This is a genomic window from Chryseobacterium rhizoplanae, assembly GCF_900182655.1.
In the GTDB taxonomy this organism is placed as follows: domain Bacteria; phylum Bacteroidota; class Bacteroidia; order Flavobacteriales; family Weeksellaceae; genus Chryseobacterium; species Chryseobacterium rhizoplanae.
Window position 1 is genome coordinate 143,726 of sequence record NZ_FXTC01000005.1, and the last position, 20,322, is coordinate 164,047.

Genomic DNA, 20,322 nt, shown 5'->3' on the forward strand with positions numbered 1-20,322 from the left:
AATTATAAATTTCCGGATTCCCAGTGACTCCAATGATTATTAAAAGGTAAAGTAGGATTCCAATAGAAGGAATTTCTGGAAACCAAAACCTTAGCTATCATCTTATAGGTATCCTGCTTACTCGGTAAAATTGTTCTGTTATAATTAAACTTGTCTATAGTTATTATTTTTTTTAATTTTTTAGGAATATGCATTTTTATTTCATCTTCTGAGGCATAAAGTAATGTTGGATTTACTTCATTATAATATCTTATTAAATCACCAAATCCAATTAATTTTCGATCCTTATCAAAGTTTTCTATTGTAATTCCTACCTTTTCATAATCTCTATAATTATTATTAAAAGGAACAAATTGATTCCGGATTTTTATCTCTTTAATCTGCTCTCCAATATGTTCAAATGTTTCCAAGCCGCTCCCTCCTTTATTTTCAATCCTTTCGAATTCATTACTATCAATTAGAACAATATAATTAGTGTTGCTTATATAATTTATCTCAGAATATTTTTCTATAGAATAATTAATACAGTTACCGATATAGTTAAGCTCAATTTCAGCTCTCGTTGCTCTGTTTTGGTATCCATTTTTTTCAAAAACTATTGCCCACTGCTCTCCATCACCATATAAATGTATCCGGTTTCCCGCTGTCATAAAGTAACCATGTTCCAAATCAAGAAAAAAATTATAGTGAATTTCTTTCGATTTTTTTTGAGGAAAATATTTACTGGGTTTACCATTGAAAGCTAAATCCAACTGATCTAAAATTTCTGTTTCAGTATAATTTTGTGCTTTACAAAAAAATAATGCAAAAAGCATATATACGATGAATGCTCGTTTCATAAGGTTAATTTAAAGATAATCTATAAAAATATTTATAAATTCCTTAAATGTACAAATTTCCCATAATGATAATAAAAAAACCGCTCCCCAAAGGAAGCGGTTTCAAAATTTATCTAAAATCCCAATTAGAATATCGCTGGATATTTCTGAGGATTTGTTTCATTAAACATAGCGTAGATTTTTTCTACCATATCGTCTGTAGACGGCTTACTGAAATAGTCACCATCACTTGCATACGCAGGTCTGTGATCATTTGCAGAGATTGTCAACGGATCAGAATCCAGGTATCTGAATGCTTTCTGCTTTTCAAGGATCTGCTGTAAGATGAATCCTGTAGTTCCTCCTTCCACATCTTCGTCAATCACGACTAACCTGTTGGTTTTCTTAACACTTTCAGCAATTTCGTGAGATAAATCGAAAGGAATCAACGACTGAATATCAATTACTTCTGCAGAAATTCCCAGTTTTTCCAACTCATTGGCAGCTTCTGTTACAATTCTCCATGTAGAACCGTAAGTGACCAAAGTAACGTCTTTTCCTTCTTTAGTTACTTCAATTTTCCCTACAGGAACTGTGAATTCTCCTAAGTTATCTGGTTGTTTCTCTTTTAATCTGTATCCATTCAGACATTCTACGATGATCGCAGGTTCGTCAGCCTGAAGCATTGTGTTATAGAATCCGGCAGCTTTTGTAAGGTTTCTAGGTACCAATACCAGAATTCCTTTTGAAAGGTTAAGAATACCCGCCATTGGAGAACCTGAATGCCAGATTCCTTCCAATCTGTGACCTCTGGTTCTGATGATCAATGGAGCTTTCTGACCTCCTTTCGTTCTGTAATGTACCGTTGCTAAATCATCACTCATTCCCTGTAAACAGTAAAGAACATAGTCTAAATACTGGATTTCAGCGATTGGTCTTAAACCTCTCATGGCCATACCAATTCCCTGTCCAAGAATCGTTGCTTCACGGATTCCTGTATCAGCGATACGTAAAGCACCATATTTTTCCTGCATTCCTTCCAATCCCTGGTTTACATCACCGATATTTCCGGTATCTTCACCAAAGATCAAGGTTTCAGGATATTTTTCAAAAATTTTGTCAAAGTTGTTTCTGATCACTACTCTTCCATCAACATCTTCAGAGCTGTCGGAATATACCGGCTTAATCTCCTGAATGTTTTCAGACTTCCACTCAGACTGAGAGTATAAGTGAGATGAATAATTGTCTTTTTCAACTGCGGCAACTTCATTGTATTTCTGCATCAACTGATTTCTTTCTGCAGAATGGGTTCCTCTTGTTACCAGTAAAGCTCTTCTTACTAAATGGAAAATGTCCTTTTTAGCTTTTGAAACAAGTTTATTGAATTGAGAAATGTAGGTTTCAACTTCAGCATTCTGTCCTTTAAGGTTTTCTACCAAAGGTAAGATAGACTGAATAAGTTCTGAAACTGCTTTCTGATAGTTTTCCCAAGCCGTTTTCTGTCCGGATTTTGCAATCTTTTTTGCTTCTTCATCAATAGCTTCCAGCTCTTCAGCAGTAGCAATCACCTCTTCATTTCCATCAATTTCAATAGAATAGTTCAAAATCCATTCTTTGAATTTTGCCAATCCGTCAAACTCAGCTTCCCAAGCCAGACGTTCTTCATTTTTATATCTTTCGTGAGATCCGGATGTAGAGTGTCCCTGAGGTTGAGTAACATCAATAACATGAACTACTACCGGTACACTTTCTGTTCTTGCAAAATGTTCTGCCTTAGCATATGCATCCAATAATGCAGGATAATCCCAAGCTTTCACCTGGATGATTTCACATCCCTGATTATCACCTTCTTTTCTCTGGAAACCGCTTAGCATCTCGCTGATGTCAGCTTTTGCTCTTTGATTTTTAGTAGGAACTGAAATTCCGTATCCATCATCCCAGATAGAAACAATCATAGGAACCTGAAGTGCACATGCAGCATTCAGAGTTTCCCAGAAATGACCTTCTGCTGTAGAAGCATCTCCGATTGTTCCGAAAGCAATTTCGTTCCCTTCTCTTGAGAATTTTTCTGAACCTTCAAATTTTACACTTTTATAAATTGTAGAAGCCTGAGCCAACCCCAATAATCTTGGCATTTGCCCTGCTGTAGGAGAAATATCCGAAGAGATATTTTTCTGAGCTGTCAGATCTTTCCAGCTCCCGTCTTCATTTAAACTTCTTGTTGCGAAATGCCCGTTCATTTGTCTTCCGGCTGAAGCAGGCTCTCTTTCCACGCTTGTATCTGCATACATCTGTGCAAAGAAACTTTCTACTGTTAAGGCATCTATTGCCAATGCAAAAGTCTGATCCCTGTAATATCCTGAACGGAAGTCCCCATTTCTGAAAACTTTCGCCATAGCAAGCTGAGGAAGTTCTTTTCCATCCCCAAAAATTCCGAATTTAGCTTTTCCAGTGAGTACTTCTCTCCTTCCGAGATAAGACATTTCACGAGAGATCCTTCCTAACCTGTAGTCTTCAAGTATCTGATTTTTAAAATCTTGAAAGGATATTTGCTGTGTTTCAATATAGGTTGTTTGCATAGCTAAGTAAAAAAGTTTTTTAATCTTCAAGTATTTTGCTAATATACACTTTTTAAATTAATTTTAATTTTTAATAATCTTTTTTAAAAATTTGATAATAAAAAAAATTGTGCTTTATTTTGATAAAAATTGTAAATGATGGAAAAAAAGTCACCTCACATTTTGAATGCTTCCAGCAATCTTTTAGGATTTTCTTTAATCATTATTACCTCATTGAAAATTTCTAAGATCAGTCAGAGTACGTATTTGGACGAATTTGCAGGATTTGCCTGTATTCTTTTTGCCTGTAGCTGCTTCTTTTCTTTTCTGGCTATCAGAACGAAAATTGAAAAGCGCGAATCTACCTTTGAGGGTATTGCGGATTATTTATTTTTAATCGCTTTATTTTGTATAGTTCTAGCTGTTATTATTGTAACTCTGAAAATTATTTAATTTAAAATTTTCGCTTAATTCTATATTTCAGGGTAATATATAAGGATAATCACAGGAAATATGAGAACTTATTATTAAGCTCTTTCTATTTTTAAGCTGAAGCAATATCAGATTCTGAATATAAAAAAAGAAAGTGTTCTGTATACATTTCCAGTTTCCCGAAAACTTATACAAAACACTTTTGTTTTGATTAAAGTAAAGATAGAATTATATCTTCTGAACGGTTACATTGGTAACATTTCCACTTCCTGTGGATCCTGTTTCTGTTGCAATAATCGTAGCATTTTGATTGGGAGCTGCTGTAAAACGGATCTGATATCCTGCTGTGGGCGCTACCACTACTGTTGTATAGTTCATCAATTCCCCTACCGTTCCTGAAGAAGCAACCGCATTATAATGGCTTCCTCTTCCCAGGTAATTAGCATCCGGTACAGGTCTGATGCCAATGAGCAACTGAGTATCTGCAGGCATATTGGTAAAACTTGCCTGTAATGTTATCAGATAATTTCCAGCCTGATTGAAGGTTAATACTCCAGTTCCTGCATTATAAGAGTAGAAAGGAGAAGTTGCTATCGGTGCAGCAAATAATAAAGTAGTAATTGTAGAAGAACTGATGTTCTGGTTAGCTGCTAAACGCGCATGAAACAGCGAATAAGCAGTGAAATCTATAGTCTTTAGTACTCCAGTAGCATCAGCTACAACAACCCTGTCCGTTCCTCCGATACCTATATTCGAGTTAATATTACGGATACGGGCATTTCCGGATGCCACATCCAGCTTTTCAGTTGGAGAAATTGTTCCTATCCCTACTTTAGCAGCAGAAGTTACACTAAAATCATTATCCTGTTGAGCCACTGAAGGAGTTCCCGTAGCAGGATTGTCTTTAGAACCGTCAATGTGAAAAGTTGTCTGGGGATTTTGAGTACCTATTCCTACTTGAGCATACGTAAGAAAGCCTGAACTGATAGCACATGCTATCATCATTGTCTGAATTTTTTTCATTATTTGTTGTTTTTTTGTAATGACAAATAAACAACAATTATGTTGAAAACCAATGAATTATTAACAAACACTTTATTTGAGTTAAGCAAAATATTAGTTTACAGCAATTTACTAGTACAAAAGAATAAACCAATCACAACTCATTGAATTATTAAGAGATAGAGCTTTTTTCTATCCAACAACAAGAACTCAATAACCATGCAGGATTAAAGGAAATAAGAGAATAAAGACCGGGATTGATACAAAAAAATTATCTTAAAATTTTCTTTCAATTACATAATCAAGCATAATATGCAACGATTTTCTTGCTTCAGAATCCGGGAATTCGTCCAGAATATTTTTAGCTTTCTGCTGAAAATCTTTCATAACCGTAATAGCATATTCCAATCCACCAGAGGTTTTGACGAATTCTATAAGCTCTTTTACGCGTTTGGGATTGTTATTGTATCGTTTTATGGTATCGAAATAGTATTTTCTATCTTTTTCACCAGCTATTTTCAGGGTATGAATTAAAGGCAAAGTCATTTTCTGTTCTTTAATATCAATTCCTACAGGCTTTCCGATCACGTTTGAACTTAAATAATCGAAAAGATCATCTTTGATCTGAAATGCCATTCCTGTAAAGGTTCCAAAGTCCATCATCTTCTTAGCCAAAGCTTCATCTGCATTATTGGAAAGAACTCCTATCTCACAGCATGCTGCAATCAGAGTTGCTGTTTTCTGGCGGATAATCTCATAATAAACATCTTCAGTAATATCCAGCTTTCTCGCTTTTTCCAGCTGAAGAAGTTCACCTTCTGACATTTCACGGATTGTTCTGGAAATGACACCAAGTAAATCATAATCTTTATGGTCAGTTGATAATAAAACTGATTTTGACAAGAGGTAATCACCTACCAAAACTGCAATTTTATTCTTCCACAAAGCATTGATTGAAAAGAAATTACGACGTTTAAAACTCTCATCCACCACATCATCATGTACAAGAGTTGCGGTATGAATCAGCTCGATCATAGAAGCACCGCGATACGTCTTTTCAGTGACTTCACCCACAAGTTTAGCACAAAGAAACACAAACATTGGGCGCATCTGCTTTCCTTTGGTGGTAACAATAAAACGGGTTACTTTATCTAATAAAGCTACTTTACTCTGCATTGATTCATAAAACTTCTGTTCAAAAAGTTTCATTTCATCATTGATCGGTCGTTTAATCTCTTCTACTGTATTTGCCACAATCTGCGAATGCTGGGTGAATAATTATTAATTCTCACAAAGATAATTTTTTTCGCTCAATTTTAAGACAAATTAATCTTTGAGTTGATCTTTCGGGATAAAATAAAAAGAAGGTTTTGTAGTTCCCAGCGGAGATTTAAATTTTTCACCGGAAATATAAATTCCCGTTTCATCTACACTTATTCCTTCAATCTGAGCTAATGAAAGAGCTGTCCCCAAATAATAATGCTTTGGTTTTTCTTTGAAAAATATTCCGGGCTCCGTTTCGGTAAAGATATCTAAAAAAACTTCAGTTTTCCTGGTATATCCCACCAAATAAAGCTTTTTATCAAAATAGGAAGCATCTGTAACGACAAAACCCGTTTTATAGGCTTCTATTTTTTCTGCTTTTTGCAGTTCTGAAATTTCAGGATTTACAATATAATGTGAGGTTGCTTTTGAAGCCCATTCTTTCGTAAAGATATGCAGCTTCCCGTTCAAATAGATCATGGCTTCCGCATCAAAATCATTTCTGGTGTTTTTGGAAATAAATTCTGTCTGTTCGGGATAATAAAAAGAAATTTTCGTTCCGTCTAAAGCTCTTTCCGAGCCGGGAATTTTAATGGTAACAGATGTATCGAGACGTTCATAAGGAACTTTATAAATCATCAGATCTTTCCTTGTTCCTGTATTATTTCCAAAATCTCCGATATAAAAATTTTCACCGTCATTCGCCAAAGCTTCCCAATCATTATTAATCAAATTGGTTTTCAGTGTTCGGATAATTTCGCCATTATTTTTATCAATTTCAAAAAGTTCGGCTGGATTTCCACTATCGTTGAAAGTGTATAATTTTCCGTTTAAAATATCAAGTCCGGAAGTTTCTTCAATCTTATCATTCAGATAATTAACCCTGTATTTTTTTATTTTCAGAAAGTCGGTCTGCTGGGAAAATGCAGATTGAGTAATGATGAGAGCAACAATCAGAAAGAATTTTTTCATATAACAAAAATAGGACTTTATTCTGAATTGGATGTGGGGTTCGGGGTTCGGGATTCGAGGGTTGAGAGTTTGAGAGTTTGAGAGTTTGAGGGTTTGAGGGTTTGAGGGTTTGAGGGATTATCTATAAGCTATTTTTTTAAACGCTAATGATGCTAAGATCTTAACTATTTTTAAAATTTTTATGGTCGCAACGGCGTTTTACCCAGCAAAGGGGGTTTACTCGTTATGCCTCAAATTTCTTCTTTTATTATAGTTTTCATTGTTCCGATTTTTTTCTTTCATTCCTAAAATAGAAAAACGAGCTAAAATAGCCCGTTTTTCATTAGATTTCTATTGATTTTAAAAACAAGTTTAAGCAGTTTTCTGCTCTTCCTGAGTTTGCTGTTGTTCTTTCTTTTTTGCCTGTTTTGCAAAGTATTCTTTCTGGTATTGCCTTACCGTTTTTCCTGTTCCGTCATGTCTCCATCCCGGTGAGTTGAAAATATAATTAATTCTGTCAGTGAATTTTAATCCGGGCTGCTTAAGATCTTTCCAGATTTTTCTCCATTCATAAAAAAGGACTGTATCTGGTCTGTTGTCCGGCATTTTAGGATAGATTCCATATTTTACAGGAATATTAGGATCTTCTTTTTGAAAAGTTCCAAATATTTTATCCCAGATGATCAGGCACATTCCCATGTTCTTATCCAGATATTTTACATTACATGCATGATGAACACGGTGATGGGAAGGAGTGACAAGAATATATTCTAAAAATCCCATACTCTTCACAGTCTGCGTATGAACCCACGTTCCGTAAACCTGGCCAATGGCGTAAGCTACCATAATATGCCACGGATTGAATCCTAAAAATGCAAGCGGTGAAAAATATAAATATCTGTATAGCGGCTGCAATACAGGACTTCTGAATCCTGTTGTAAGGTTAAAGTATTCTGAACTGTGGTGTGTGATATGCACTGCCCAGAATGCTCTGGAACGATGGTCAACATAATGCAGTACGTAATAGGCGAAATCCGTGATTACAAAACAAGCCAGCAGATACCATACACTAAGATCCCATGAAAAAAGTCTGTGGTTGTAGAAGAAAAACATAACGCCCATGGCAAATGCTTTCATAATAAGGTCCAGACCAAAGTTCATCAATGCCAGATAAATATTGGTAGCAAGATCTTTCCCGCTATATAACTTCGCTTCTGAAACGTGGCTGTAAATCATTTCAGCTAAAATAACGGTTGCATGCAGCGGAATAGCCCATGCATACACATTTTCCAGCCCATCCTCGCTCATAAGAAAATCCATCATCACAAAATAATTTGTGCAAAGGTAGGGTTTTAACTTTTTTTTAAGGAAGTTTTGATTTTTTTTAAGGAAATTTTAATCCGTTGCTTTGTTGGCCAATTGCCCGCAAGCTGCATCAATATCACCTCCACGGCTTCTTCTGACCATTACGGTAATACCTGCATTTTCAAGCTGACGGATATAGTTTTCTTCCGCCTGTTTGTTGCATTGGTCATATTTTCCGTCACCAATAGGGTTGTATTGAATAAGGTTTACTTTTGAAGGAACCTGTTTGCAGTATTTGATTAAAGCTTTAATATCTTCATCCCCGTCATTGATTCCTTTCCATACACAGTATTCAAAAGTAATGACAGAACCTGTCTTTTGATACCAGTACTGAAGGGATTCCATAATATCCGTCAACGGAAATTTATCCGAGAAAGGCATGATCTCGTTACGCTTGGATTCGATAGCTGAGTGAAGGGATAAAGCCAGTTTCACACGCAATTCGTCATCAGCAAGCATTTTGATCATCTTTGGAATACCGGATGTAGAAACAGTGATTCTTCTTGGAGACATTCCCAATCCTTCCGGCTGGGTAATTTTTCTGATGGCTTCCACTACATTTTTGTAATTCATCATCGGCTCTCCCATTCCCATAAATACGATGTTGGAAAGCGGTCTCTCGAAGTACATTCTGCTCTGGCTGTCAATCAGGGCTACCTGATCTACAATTTCAGCTACTTCAAGGTTTCTCATCCTTTTCAGTTTTGCTGTAGCACAGAATTCGCAGTTTAGTGAGCATCCTACCTGCGAAGATACACAGGCTGTAGTTCTTGTTTCTGTAGGAATAAGAACAGATTCCACCATCAGTCCGTCATGAAGCTTCACTCCGTTTTTGATGGTTCCGTCAGTACTTTTTTGAAGAAGGTCTACGGAAACAGGGTTAATTGTATATTCTTCGGAAATTTTTTCACGAAGAGATTTCGAAAGATTCGTCATTTCATCTATCGAATGGAGGTTTTTACTCCATAGCCAGTCATAGACCTGTTTCGCACGAAACGGTTTTTCTCCTAAAGACTCAAAGTAATCTTTAAGCTGGTCCAGTGATAATATACGGATATCTTTCATTGTAAGGTTGTAGATTATAGATAGCAGGTGGCGGATAACTACTACCTGCCACCTTTTACCTATTATCTTTTTTATAGAATTAACATTGCGTCACCGTAAGAATAGAATTTATACTTTTCTTTTACGGCTTCTTCATAAGCATGCATTACGAAATCTTTTCCGGCAAATGCTGCAATCATCATAAGCAATGTAGACTTCGGTGTGTGGAAGTTAGTGATCATTGAAGTAGCTACTCCGAAATCGTGAGGCGGATAAATGAATTTATTGGTCCATCCGTTGAAAGCAGAGATCTTTTTGTTTGAAGAAACAGAAGTTTCCAATGCTCTCATTGTGGTAGTACCTACCGCACAAACTCTTCTGTGAGATTCTACTGCTCTGTTGATAAGCTCAGCATTTTTTTCATCGATGATGATCTCTTCAGATTCCATTTTGTGTTTAGAAAGATCTTCTACCTCAATCGGGTTGAATGTTCCCAATCCTACGTGAAGGGTAACTTCAGCAAAATTGATTCCTTTGATCTCTAATCTCTTCATCAAATGCTTAGAGAAGTGAAGACCTGCTGTAGGTGCAGCAACTGCTCCTTCTATTTTAGCATAGATCGTCTGATATCTTTCTGCATCTTCCGGCTCTACTGCTCTTTTGATATACTTTGGAAGTGGAGTTTCTCCCAATTCTTTTAATTTCGTTCTGAATTCGTCGTAAGAACCGTCGAATAAGAATCTTAATGTTCTTCCTCTTGAAGTGGTGTTATCAATAACTTCTGCTACCAAAGATTCATCTTCAGTGAAGAATAATTTGTTACCAATTCTGATTTTTCTTGCCGGGTCTACCAACACATCCCAAACTCTGGTTTCTTTATCAAGCTCTCTTAATAAGAAAACTTCAATTTTAGCACCTGTTTTTTCTTTATTTCCGTAAAGACGAGCAGGGAAAACCTTAGTATTATTGAAGATAAACAAATCATCCTCATCAAAATAATCTACTACATCCTTGAATAATTTGTGCTCAATAGTTTGTGTTTTTCTATCAAGTACCATTAATCTGGCTTCGTCTCTGTGCTCTGATGGGTGTTCTGCTAATAATTCCGCAGGAAGATCAAAATTAAAATCTGATGTTTTCATTTTTTAAATTACGGTTTAAAAATTATTGTAATTACAAGGTGTAATTTTCGGAGTGCAAATATACGACATTGAATACCCCTTTGTCAAGTATTATTTACAATGAAATATAAAACCGTGATTTTACGGGGATTTTTAAGCTTAAAAAGTTCTATTTTTGGAAAAATTAAATTCAGCATGGAGCCAGTAAGCAAAATCTACTTCCTTAATAATCCGTATCCTAACGGTCATAAAATCGTTATGTTCAACTGGAGCGGGCGAATTGATGAATATGGATTTATCTGGTTTGATTTTCATTTAAAAACTGAAAATTATTATGCAAATGATGACGAAAACGGTGAGGAAGAAGACGAAGATCTGCCTGACTGGAACTCCAAAATCGTATGGGGAAATTATCATACCTGTACACTCTCGTCAAATTATTGGGGTGAACAGAGAGGAATCAGAATTAACAACCTTGATGAAAAACTGGACTTCGACACCGTTATTAAAAATGATCTTTTCAGCAATGATCTTCCGTCTGAACATCATTTTGATGGCGATGATCTTGCCTTCAGTATTTATCTGCTGGGGCATGACAGCTGTGCCGGGCACCAGATCAGTTTTTCAAAAAAAGATAATAATCGGTATGATATTACATGGACCGGCAAAATAGCATTAACCTATGCGGGTGATGATGAGTTTTCCCATGATTTCAAAGCAGAGATTTTCAATGTTGAATTTGAAGGTTTTCATTATCCTAAAACCTGGTCACCAGAAAAAGCAACTGAAATGTTCAGGGCCAGACTTGCCAATTTTGAAGAGTATGAATTTGTGGATCTGAATCCTAAAAGTAACAAAAGGGAATATAAACTCGACAAACTAAAACAATAACACTATAAAAACAACAAATCAAAAAATTATCATGATGAGCAAATATTCAATAGAAGCATTTATCAACGAAACAAAAGAAAATCCGCAGCAAAGAGATTATTTTGAGCTGGAAACCAAACATCTTCTGGAAATCAACCTAAATAATCAGGCGGTATGGACTAAAAAAGGAAGTATGGTAAGCTATGTGGGAAATATCAATTTTGAAAGACAGGGAATGCTGGCCGGAGGAATTGGAAACCTTCTTAAAAAAGCAATCAGTGGTGAAGGAAGTAAGCTTATGAAAGCTGAAGGAACCGGGAAATTGTATGTAGCAGACTCCGGAAAGAAAGTACGTATCCTTTATCTGAATAATGAATCTGTATGTGTGAACGGAAATGATGTTCTTGCTCATGAACAAACTGTAAACAGCGATATTACCATGCTTAAGAGTATTGCAGGAATGATGTCCGGCGGACTTTTCCAGGTGAAACTTTCAGGAACGGGACATATTGCGATTACCACTCACGGAGATCCATTGACATTACTGGTAACTCCTGATACACCTGTTTTCACAGATCCTAATGCTACTGTTGCATGGTCCGGAAATCTGAGCCCGGAACTTAAAACAAATGTTTCTTTTAAAAGCCTTATCGGAAGAGGAAGCGGTGAAGAATTTCAGATGAAGTTTTCAGGCCACGGATGGGTATTGATCCAGCCTTACGAAGAGGTTTATTATATGGAAAAATAAAGTCCGCAAACCTCAGAGGTAATTTTGTATTTTCGTAGTACTTAAAGCAATAGCAATGAATACTATTATAAAGCTATTTTTTCTGACCGTTATAATTCCTAATATAATTATAGCCCAAAAATCAAAGAATAATTACGAATACAATATAGATCTTCTTCATATATCCAACGATGAAGTCCGGGTTTCATTTGCTCCTCCAAGGAACACTCTTCAACACGGTAAGTTTATTATCCCTAAACTGGTTCCCGGATTTTATCAGGCTATGAATTTCGGGCAATATGTTTCAAATTTTGCAGCCACCGACAAGAATGGAAAAAAAATACTGACCGAAAGGCTGGATAAAAACAGCTGGCTGGTGCATGATCTTAAACATGTACATAAAATATCCTATCAGGTAGCTGACGGTTGGGATTCTTTGAAAAATGATACCCAGGAAGCCAAATCTCCGGGAAGCATGTTTATAAAAGACAGTGTTTTCGTCATCAACTATAATTCTTTAGTAGGATATTTTGAAGAAATGAAAGATATTCCTTATCAGATCAATATTACAAAAAACAAGGATTTTTATGCTTCTTCAGCCCTGGATTATACACAGAAAAATAAGAATACTGACATTGTCTGGGCTAAAGATTACCGGCAATTGGTAGATTCTCCTGTTTTATATTGTGTTCCTGATACAACATGGCTGAAAATAGGTCATACCGAAGTTCTTGTCTCGTTCTATAACAATAAAGAGCGGCATTATTCAAAAACAATAGCCCGTGAAATAGAGAATATTCTGAAAAACCAGCAAGCGTATCTGGGAGGAACATTACCGGTAAATAAATATGCTTTTCTGATCTACTATGAATCTTCAAATGAGAAAGGATTTCTGGGAGATGGCCTGGAACATTCCCACTCTACAGTCTGTCTGTACCGCTCGGGAAGTATGAAGTTTCTTCCGAATGCTTTAAACAGAGTGGCTTCCCATGAGTTTTTCCATATTGTTACCCCTCTCAACATCCATTCAGGAGAAATTCAGCATTATGATTTCCTGAATCCTGTTATGTCTAAACATCTTTGGCTGTATGAGGGAATGACAGAATATGCTACGATTCATATGCCTGTCAAACAAAAAATGATCAGTCTGGAAGAGTTTGAAAAGAGCCTGGAAGAAAAGATACATGGAATGAAAGAGTTTGACAACAAATTTTCCCTTACGGAACTGAGTAAAAACTCCATGGAAAGACAGGATCAGTATATGAATTTTTATCAGAAAGGAGCATTAGTAGGGTTATGCCTAGACATCAGATTAAGAGAGCTTTCTGGTGGTAAAATGGGAACTCAGGATCTGATGCAGCTACTTATGAAAAAATATGGTGAAGGGAAATATTTCAACGAGGATGATCTGTTTGATGAAATTACCAAAATAACCTATCCGGAAATACGTACATTTTTCAGGGATTTTGTGGAAGGCACCCAGCCCATTCCTTTAAAAGAATATCTTGAAAAAGCTGGTTTTAACTATGATGAAGCCACCGGAAAAGTAACCACCTTCCCCAACCCGGATCTAAAGCAACTGGCACTAAGAAAAGCCTGGATCAATCAATAATTTTTAAACAAATTAATAAAAGATCAATTACAAATACCCCACTCGCCCTTCAACCCCTCTAACCCTCAACCCCTCTAACCCTCTAACTCTATAACTCTCCAGCTCGCACCACGCACCCCGTAACTCATAAACTCTACATCCCTCCCACTTAATATCTCTCACGCCATCGGGATTTACAAAAGTTTTAATATATTTAGGAAAAAAATAGATGGACAATAGTAATTCGCGCAGGAACTTTCTTAAGACGGCAGCTTTGGCAAGCTTTGGGGCATTGGTTTTACCCAATTCATTATTTGCCTATTCCAATGATTTTAAAACAGATAAAAAAGTCCGCGTCGGTTTCATCGGTGTCGGCCTTCGTGGGCAGGAACATGTAAAATTACTGGCAAAACGTAATGATGTAGAGATTGTTGCGTTTGCAGATCCGGAGAAAAGAATGCTTGCAGCTTCACAAAAAATATTAAAAGACAATAATAAACCGGCTGCTCAGGAGTTTTCCAATGGTGAATATGACTATCGAAATCTTTTAAAATTAAAAACAATTGACGCTGTTGTCATTGCTACCCCATGGGAATGGCACCTTACGCAAGGGGTTGAAGCAATGCGTGCAAAGAAAATTGTGGGTATGGAAGTTTCCGGAGCCATAAAGCTTCAGGATTGCTGGGAATTTGTAAAAGTATATGAGGAAACAAAAGTTCCTATCTTCATGATGGAGAATGTATGCTACCGAAGAGATATTATGGCCATTCTGAATATGGTCCGCAAAGGTATGTTTGGAGAACTGGTACACGGAAGAGGCGGTTATCAGCATGACCTGAGAGGCGTACTTTTCAATGACGGAGTTAATCCTTATAATTCAGGTGCAGAATTTGGAGAGAAAGGATTCAGTGAGGCAAAATGGAGAACTGAACACTATGTAAAGCGTAACGGAGAACTTTATCCTACGCATGGATTAGGCCCCGTAGCAGTGATGATGGATATCAACAGAGGAAACCGCTTAACAAGATTATCTTCATTCTCTTCAAAATCCGTAGGACTTCACAAATACATTGTTGAACATCCAAAAGGCGGAGAAAACCATCCCAGTGCAAAAGTAAAATTCAACCAGGGAGATATTGTAACTACTCAAATTGCCTGTGCTAATGGAGAAACCATTCTTCTTACTCATGATACAAGTTTACAGAGACCTTATGATCTTGGCTTCAGGGTTCAGGGAACTGAAGGCTTGTGGCAGGATTTCGGATGGGGAGATTTCAACCAGGGACATATCTATTTTGAAAAAACAATGAACCATACCCACCGTTGGGACAATACTGAAAAATGGATGAAAGAACACGATCATCCGATGTGGAAAAAGTTTGAAACTACTGCTGCAGGAGCCGGCCATGGCGGAATGGATTTCTTTGTGATGAATACTTTTATTGAATGTATCAAACGAAATATAGAATTCCCTATGGATGTGTATGACCTTGCATTGTGGTATTCGATTACGCCATTGAGTGAAGAATCTATTGCCAAAGGTGGCCAGGTAGTTGATATTCCTGATTTCACCAACGGAAAATGGAAAACCCGTAAACCTGTATTTGGAATGACCGATGAGTTCTAAGAAGACACTGCTCATATTAGCTGGCGGATTAGGCAGCAGATACAAAGGCCTTAAACAGGTGGATGGAATACTCGATAATGGTTCCCCGATTCTGGAGTATTCTATCTTTGATGCCCTGGAAGCCGGTTTCCAAAAAGTGGTCATTGTGGTCAACAAACTGATTCCTCAAAGTTATATTGATAGGCTCAACCATATCTCAGAAACTAAAAATTTTGAGCTGCATTGGGTGTATCAGGAGATTGACACCATTCCTATTTCACTTCAGGGTTTTGATTATCCAGATCGTGAAAAACCATGGGGAACTGCTCATGCCGTACTTTGTGCCAAATATTCGATCCAGGAGCCGTTTGTGATGATCAATGCGGATGATTTTTACGGAAAGGAAGCGTATCAGTTGGCTGCACATGAAATTAACCATCATCATATTTCAGATTCACAACTGGGAATGATTGCTTATCCGGTAGGAACAACATTGAGCGGCAATGGAGCGGTAGCCAGAGGAATATGTACGCTTGATCCGGAAAACTATCTCATCAAGGTTGAAGAGCAGACTTCCATTCAAAGAATAAATAACTCTATTGTTTATATTAAAAATGGCGAAAACATAAAATTAGACCCTGATAGTTTGGTGTCTATGAATTTTTTTATTTTCCATCCTCATATTTTCTGTTATCTGGAAGCTTATTTTTATGACTTTATTGAGTCTGATCCACTGCCTGCTCAGGAGTTTTATATTCCTTCTGCCGTGCAGAGAATGATAGATGAAAACAGAGTACAGGTAAAGGTAAAGGCTTCTCCTTCACAATGGATGGGTGTCACGTATGCAGATGATAAAAAGGAAATTAAAGATTTTCTGACATCGGAAATTAAAAACAACAGATACCCGGAAAATTTATGGAGTTAAACGATATTGTCATTCAATTTATTGGTACGGATAATTACGGTCTCACTCCTATTACTGACGGCCTGATCAATACAACCTATCTTTTGGAAAATAAGGATCAGGGAAAGAAATTTATCTTACAAAAAATCAACAATCGTGTCTTCAAACGGCCGGAAGCCATTGTCAACAATCATTTAATAATTAATGAACTTCTAAAGTCAAATGACTATCAGTTTAAAATCATAGAACCTATTCCATCTCTTACCAATGAACTTTTGGTGAAAGATGCCAATGATGATCCATGGCGCATGCTGAGTTTTGTAGAAAACAGTACTACTTTTCTTACTGCTCCTTCATTGCAGACGGCTTTTGAAGCAGCCAAAACCTTCAGTTATTTCCTCTCCACTGTAAATACTGAAAAGCTGCCTGCTATTGAAGATACACTTCCTAATTTCCTTAATTTTGAGAAAAGGGTTTCGGATTATAAAAATTCATTAAAGAATGCAGCTCCTTATTTAAAAGAAAATGCAAAAGCTGAAATAGAAATCACCAATCAGTTGCTGTCTTTGCCTGACCAATGGATTGAAATGGAGAAAAACAATCGGATTCCCAAAAGAATCATCCATGCCGATGTAAAAATCAGCAACATTCTGTTTGATCAAAATCATCGTCCTTTAGCGGTTATTGATCTTGATACGATGATGATTTCTACTATTTTATATGATTTTGGAACAATGATCCAATCTTATACCAATACAACGAATGAAGATGACGGCAGTGCCCAAAATAATTTCAACCCTAAAATGTATAAGGTTGTAAAAGAAGGATTTTTATTTTATCTGAAGGAAAAACTGACCCCGGAAGAATCTGATAATCTCGATTATGCTGCACAGGTCGCCATTTATATCCAGGAGCTTCGTTTTTTAACAGACTATCTGAACGGAAGCACTTACTATTCTATTACACATCCTGAGCACAATCTGGATAGGACTAAAAACCAGCTGGAGCTGTTGAAAGGATTGAGAGAATATTTGAGAGTTTGAGCGTGAGAGGGTTTGAGAGTTTGAGAATAATAGAGTAAAAACAGACTCCTATGGAGTGACAAGGTGTACGGATAGATAATACGTCATATTTGTCCATTTCGTATGAATCTATATTCTTACAACTCAAAAACTCTCCCACTCTCAAACCCTCAAACTCGCTACCCGAATTCCGCAACTCCCTCAACCTAAAAACTCAAGTATCCTCTTCCACTCTTCCAGCTTTTTCTCAAAGGAAACTGTATGAAGCGGGCTCGTAGAAGGCAATAGAAAAATGGGCAGTTTATAATTTTTCCCTAACAGTTTTTGCAAATTTTTATAGGATTTTCCTCCGTTGCAGAAAATGGCTCTGACATTCGGGTGTTCTTCCAGCAGTTCAGCGATCTGGTTGGCTTCTTCATTTCTGATTTCAGAATCAAGGCTTCCTTTTCTCTCGCAGGAATCAATGACATCCCAAAGGGCAATATGATGTTTCTTCAATGTTTCGATTCTTTGATTATAATCTTCAGTAAACTCTTCGTTCAGCAATTCAAAGATGATTTTCCAGAATTTGTTCTGAGGATGCGCATAGTACTGTTGTTTTTCAAGTGATTTAACTCCGGGAATCGATCCTAAAATGATAATTTGGGACTGATTATCGATAAGGGGTGAAAATGAAGAAATCCGGTTTTGCATATTCAAATATAGAGATTTTATTTCGCCAGATTATGCTGATTAGACTATTTCCTATCTACAAATTCAGGCTATTGGAAGCTGGAAGAAGGAGGCTGGAAGTTACTATTAGCCATACATTAATTATTATTATTTAAAAATAGGAAAAAAATTGTTGTTTACAACCTCAATAGCTTCCCTCTTCAAGCTCCCAGCTTCCAACCTGATTACAATAGAAAATTCTTATCTTAAACTCAGGTTGTTTAGATTTTGGCTAAAGCCGTCGGAATTTTTAATCATAAAAAAACGGGCTAAAGCCCGTTTCTATTGATATTTTATTTTTCTTGATCTTACAAAGTTTCCTTCAGCCAATCGAAGAATTCTCTCTGCCATACCAATCCGTTTTGTGGATGAAGTACCCAGTGATTTTCGTTCGGGAAGTAAACCAGTTTAGATTTTAATCCTCTTAATTTTGCAGCCTGGAAAGCTTCCTGACCCTGCTCGTAAGGAACACGGAAGTCAATTCCTCCCTGAACGATCATAATTGGCTTGTTCCATTTATCTACGAAATTGCTTGGGTTGAATTCTGTGTATGCTTTTGGTTGTGGCTTTTCCCATGGTGAACCAAGATCCCAGTTCGCAAACCAAAGTTCTTCGGTAGTCAGGTACCAAGATTTCATATCAAATAATCCATCATGTGCAATGAATGTTTTGAATCTGTTTTCATGAATCCCAGCAAGCATAAATACGCTGTATCCTCCGTAGCTCGCTCCTACCGCTGCTACTCTGTCACCGTCTACGTAAGGTAACGTTTTTGCAAAATCTGTTGCTGCCAGATAATCTCTCATCGGCTGGCCGCCCCAGTCTCTTGAAATTTCTTCATTCCATTTTGTTCCCCAGCCCGGCATACCTCTTCTGTTTGGAGCTACCACGATATAATCGTTGGCTGTCATTAAAGCAAAGTTCCATCTTACACTGAAAAACTGAGTAAGAGCAGACTGCGGACCACCCTGACAGTAAACCAAAGTAGGATATTTTTTGTTCGGGTCAAAATTTGGCGGGTAATGGAACCACACACCCATTTCTTTACCGTCTGAAGTTTTCACCATTTTAAGTTCAGATTTTCCCTGAGCCAGCTTAGCATATGTTTCTTTGTTAGCTTCAGTCACCTGCTTCATTTCTCCGTTTTTAACGTTTACAGAGAACAATTCTGTTGCATGGTTTACATCTGTTCTTCCTACTAAAAGTGAAGTTTTATTGTCTGTAAAGATTTCGTTTACATCAAAATCTCCTTTGGTAATCTGCTGTACTTTTGCTGATTTTGAATCCAGGGCAAAAAGCTGCTTTGTTCCTCTGAATGCTGCTGTGAAATAGATCGTTTTTGAATCTGCTCCCCAAAATACATCTCCTGAAACACTTTCGTCCCATCCCGAAGTCAGATTAGTTGTCTTCCCAGACTTCCAATCCATGATTTTTACATCATTCTTATCTGCTTCATACCCATCTCTGGCCATGCTCTGCCAGATCAAAGATTTTCCATCCGGACTGAATTTAGGATTTACATCATATCCTTTGTTGGATTCTGTAAGATTTTTGGTTGTACCTGATGCTAAATCGTAAGCAAAGATATCCGTATTGGTGCTTGTAGAATATTCTTTTCCGCTTTTAGGTTTTGTAACATATAAAAGCTGTGCAGAATCAGCACTCCAGATAAAGTCTTCAGCGCCTCCGAAAGGTCTCTGAGGAGAATCCCACATTTTTCCTTCCAGCAGGTCTTTAGCAGATTCTGCTTTATCAGAAGTATTCACTACAAATACATGGTTGTATTTTCCTTCATTGAAATAATCCCAGTGTCTGTGGTTCAGGTCTGTATATACCTGAGCAGTCGTTTTAGGAGTATCAGCAAATTTATCTTTCCCCATTACTTTTTCTACCAATACCTGCTTGCTGAAAGCAATTTTCTTCCCGTCCGGAGAGATGACAACATTATCAACTTCACCGATGGTATAAAATTCTGTCCAGGTTTTTCCTGCATCTTTAGAAAGATAGATTTTATCGCCTTCCTGAGCATAGATCCCGTTTTTATCCCATTGAATAAGGGCTTTTTTACCGAAATCAATTTTGGAAGACTGATTATTAAGAACATTCAGAAAATAGTTCTCGTTTTTTGTTTTTTCTGTTTTCAGATCTACCTGTCCTACTTTATAGATAAGTGAACCCTGATCCGGTGAAACAGCCTGTACCCCAACTTTTTTCAAAGTCCAAAGAATTTCAGGTGTCATTACTTGTTGTGCATTCATTAAAAGCGGAGCTGCCAAGGCCAGCAGACTGTACTTAAGTTTCATATGTTGATATTCATTTTTTAACGGATGTACGGAA

The 20,322-nt window shown here is 37.0% G+C and carries 17 protein-coding genes; 7 read left to right on the plus strand and 10 right to left on the minus strand.

All coding sequences use genetic code 11. The features are described 5' to 3' along the window. Window positions 1-2: 2 nt before the first annotated feature. Together FN817_RS13155 and FN817_RS13160 are read right to left on the minus strand one after the other, a co-directional pair. Window positions 3-839, minus strand: coding sequence for a DUF7003 family protein (locus FN817_RS13155; protein WP_142718345.1), 837 nt, complete (start codon window positions 837-839; stop codon window positions 3-5). Between the two features lie 125 nt (window positions 840-964). After that, window positions 965-3,397: an alpha-ketoacid dehydrogenase subunit alpha/beta gene (locus FN817_RS13160; protein WP_142718346.1), complete on the minus strand. Its 2,433-nt coding sequence runs from the start codon at window positions 3,395-3,397 to the stop codon at window positions 965-967. A 135-nt stretch (window positions 3,398-3,532) separates the two neighbouring features. Here FN817_RS13160 and FN817_RS13165 point away from each other — a divergent pair, with 135 nt between their 5' ends. Further along, a complete protein-coding gene (locus FN817_RS13165; protein WP_228451552.1) occupies window positions 3,533-3,829 on the plus strand; it encodes a hypothetical protein in 297 nt (98 codons plus the stop codon). Between the two features lie 207 nt (window positions 3,830-4,036). Here the strand turns inward: FN817_RS13165 and FN817_RS13170 are convergent, their stop codons facing one another. The 6 genes from FN817_RS13170 to queA form a co-directional block, all read right to left on the minus strand. Then, window positions 4,037-4,831: a hypothetical protein gene (locus FN817_RS13170; RefSeq protein WP_142718347.1), complete on the minus strand. Its 795-nt coding sequence runs from the start codon at window positions 4,829-4,831 to the stop codon at window positions 4,037-4,039. A 255-nt stretch (window positions 4,832-5,086) separates the two neighbouring features. Continuing rightward, the gene (locus tag FN817_RS13175; RefSeq protein WP_047421446.1) at window positions 5,087-6,064 is read right to left on the minus strand and encodes a polyprenyl synthetase family protein; all 978 of its coding nucleotides are present in this window, start codon (window positions 6,062-6,064) and stop codon (window positions 5,087-5,089) included. 72 nt (window positions 6,065-6,136) lie between these two features. Then, window positions 6,137-7,045: an SdiA-regulated/phytase-like domain-containing protein gene (locus FN817_RS13180; RefSeq protein ID WP_142718348.1), complete on the minus strand. Its 909-nt coding sequence runs from the start codon at window positions 7,043-7,045 to the stop codon at window positions 6,137-6,139. Window positions 7,046-7,396: 351 nt separating this feature from the next. Then, complete coding sequence (locus tag FN817_RS13185) at window positions 7,397-8,347, minus strand: sterol desaturase family protein (RefSeq protein ID WP_142718349.1); 951 nt, start codon at window positions 8,345-8,347, stop codon at window positions 7,397-7,399. Between the two features lie 72 nt (window positions 8,348-8,419). Continuing rightward, window positions 8,420-9,454, minus strand: a complete 1,035-nt coding sequence (gene rlmN, locus FN817_RS13190; protein ID WP_047421443.1) for a 23S rRNA (adenine(2503)-C(2))-methyltransferase RlmN — start codon at window positions 9,452-9,454, stop codon at window positions 8,420-8,422. A gap of 71 nt (window positions 9,455-9,525) precedes the next feature. Further along, a complete protein-coding gene (queA, locus tag FN817_RS13195) occupies window positions 9,526-10,575 on the minus strand; it encodes a tRNA preQ1(34) S-adenosylmethionine ribosyltransferase-isomerase QueA (RefSeq protein ID WP_047421442.1) in 1,050 nt (349 codons plus the stop codon). Between the two features lie 174 nt (window positions 10,576-10,749). Between queA and FN817_RS13200 the strand changes: the two genes are divergently transcribed. The 6 genes from FN817_RS13200 (at window position 10,750) to FN817_RS13225 (ending at window position 17,295) form a co-directional block, all read left to right on the plus strand. Then, window positions 10,750-11,445: a hypothetical protein gene (locus FN817_RS13200; RefSeq protein ID WP_142718350.1), complete on the plus strand. Its 696-nt coding sequence runs from the start codon at window positions 10,750-10,752 to the stop codon at window positions 11,443-11,445. Between the two features lie 31 nt (window positions 11,446-11,476). After that, the gene (locus FN817_RS13205; protein WP_228451553.1) at window positions 11,477-12,172 is read left to right on the plus strand and encodes an AIM24 family protein; all 696 of its coding nucleotides are present in this window, start codon (window positions 11,477-11,479) and stop codon (window positions 12,170-12,172) included. Window positions 12,173-12,227: 55 nt separating this feature from the next. Then, window positions 12,228-13,763, plus strand: a complete 1,536-nt coding sequence (locus tag FN817_RS13210) for a M61 family metallopeptidase (protein ID WP_142718351.1) — start codon at window positions 12,228-12,230, stop codon at window positions 13,761-13,763. 208 nt (window positions 13,764-13,971) lie between these two features. Further along, complete coding sequence (locus FN817_RS13215; protein WP_142718352.1) at window positions 13,972-15,369, plus strand: Gfo/Idh/MocA family protein; 1,398 nt, start codon at window positions 13,972-13,974, stop codon at window positions 15,367-15,369. Continuing rightward, window positions 15,359-16,273 (plus strand): nucleotidyltransferase family protein, encoded by a 915-nt coding sequence (locus FN817_RS13220; protein ID WP_142718353.1) that lies wholly within the window; start codon window positions 15,359-15,361, stop codon window positions 16,271-16,273. The genes FN817_RS13215 and FN817_RS13220 overlap by 11 nt, the downstream gene beginning before the upstream one ends. Further along, on the plus strand, window positions 16,264-17,295 hold the full coding sequence (locus FN817_RS13225) for a phosphotransferase enzyme family protein (protein ID WP_142718354.1): 1,032 nt from the start codon (window positions 16,264-16,266) through the stop codon (window positions 17,293-17,295). The genes FN817_RS13220 and FN817_RS13225 overlap by 10 nt, the downstream gene beginning before the upstream one ends. Before the next feature lie 180 nt (window positions 17,296-17,475). Here FN817_RS13225 and FN817_RS13230 read toward each other — a convergent pair whose 3' ends face one another. Together FN817_RS13230 and FN817_RS13235 are read right to left on the minus strand one after the other, a co-directional pair. Further along, window positions 17,476-17,967: a DNA-deoxyinosine glycosylase gene (locus FN817_RS13230; protein ID WP_142718355.1), complete on the minus strand. Its 492-nt coding sequence runs from the start codon at window positions 17,965-17,967 to the stop codon at window positions 17,476-17,478. Window positions 17,968-18,293: 326 nt separating this feature from the next. Continuing rightward, the gene (locus FN817_RS13235; RefSeq protein ID WP_142718356.1) at window positions 18,294-20,288 is read right to left on the minus strand and encodes a S9 family peptidase; all 1,995 of its coding nucleotides are present in this window, start codon (window positions 20,286-20,288) and stop codon (window positions 18,294-18,296) included. Window positions 20,289-20,322: the final 34 nt, after the last annotated feature.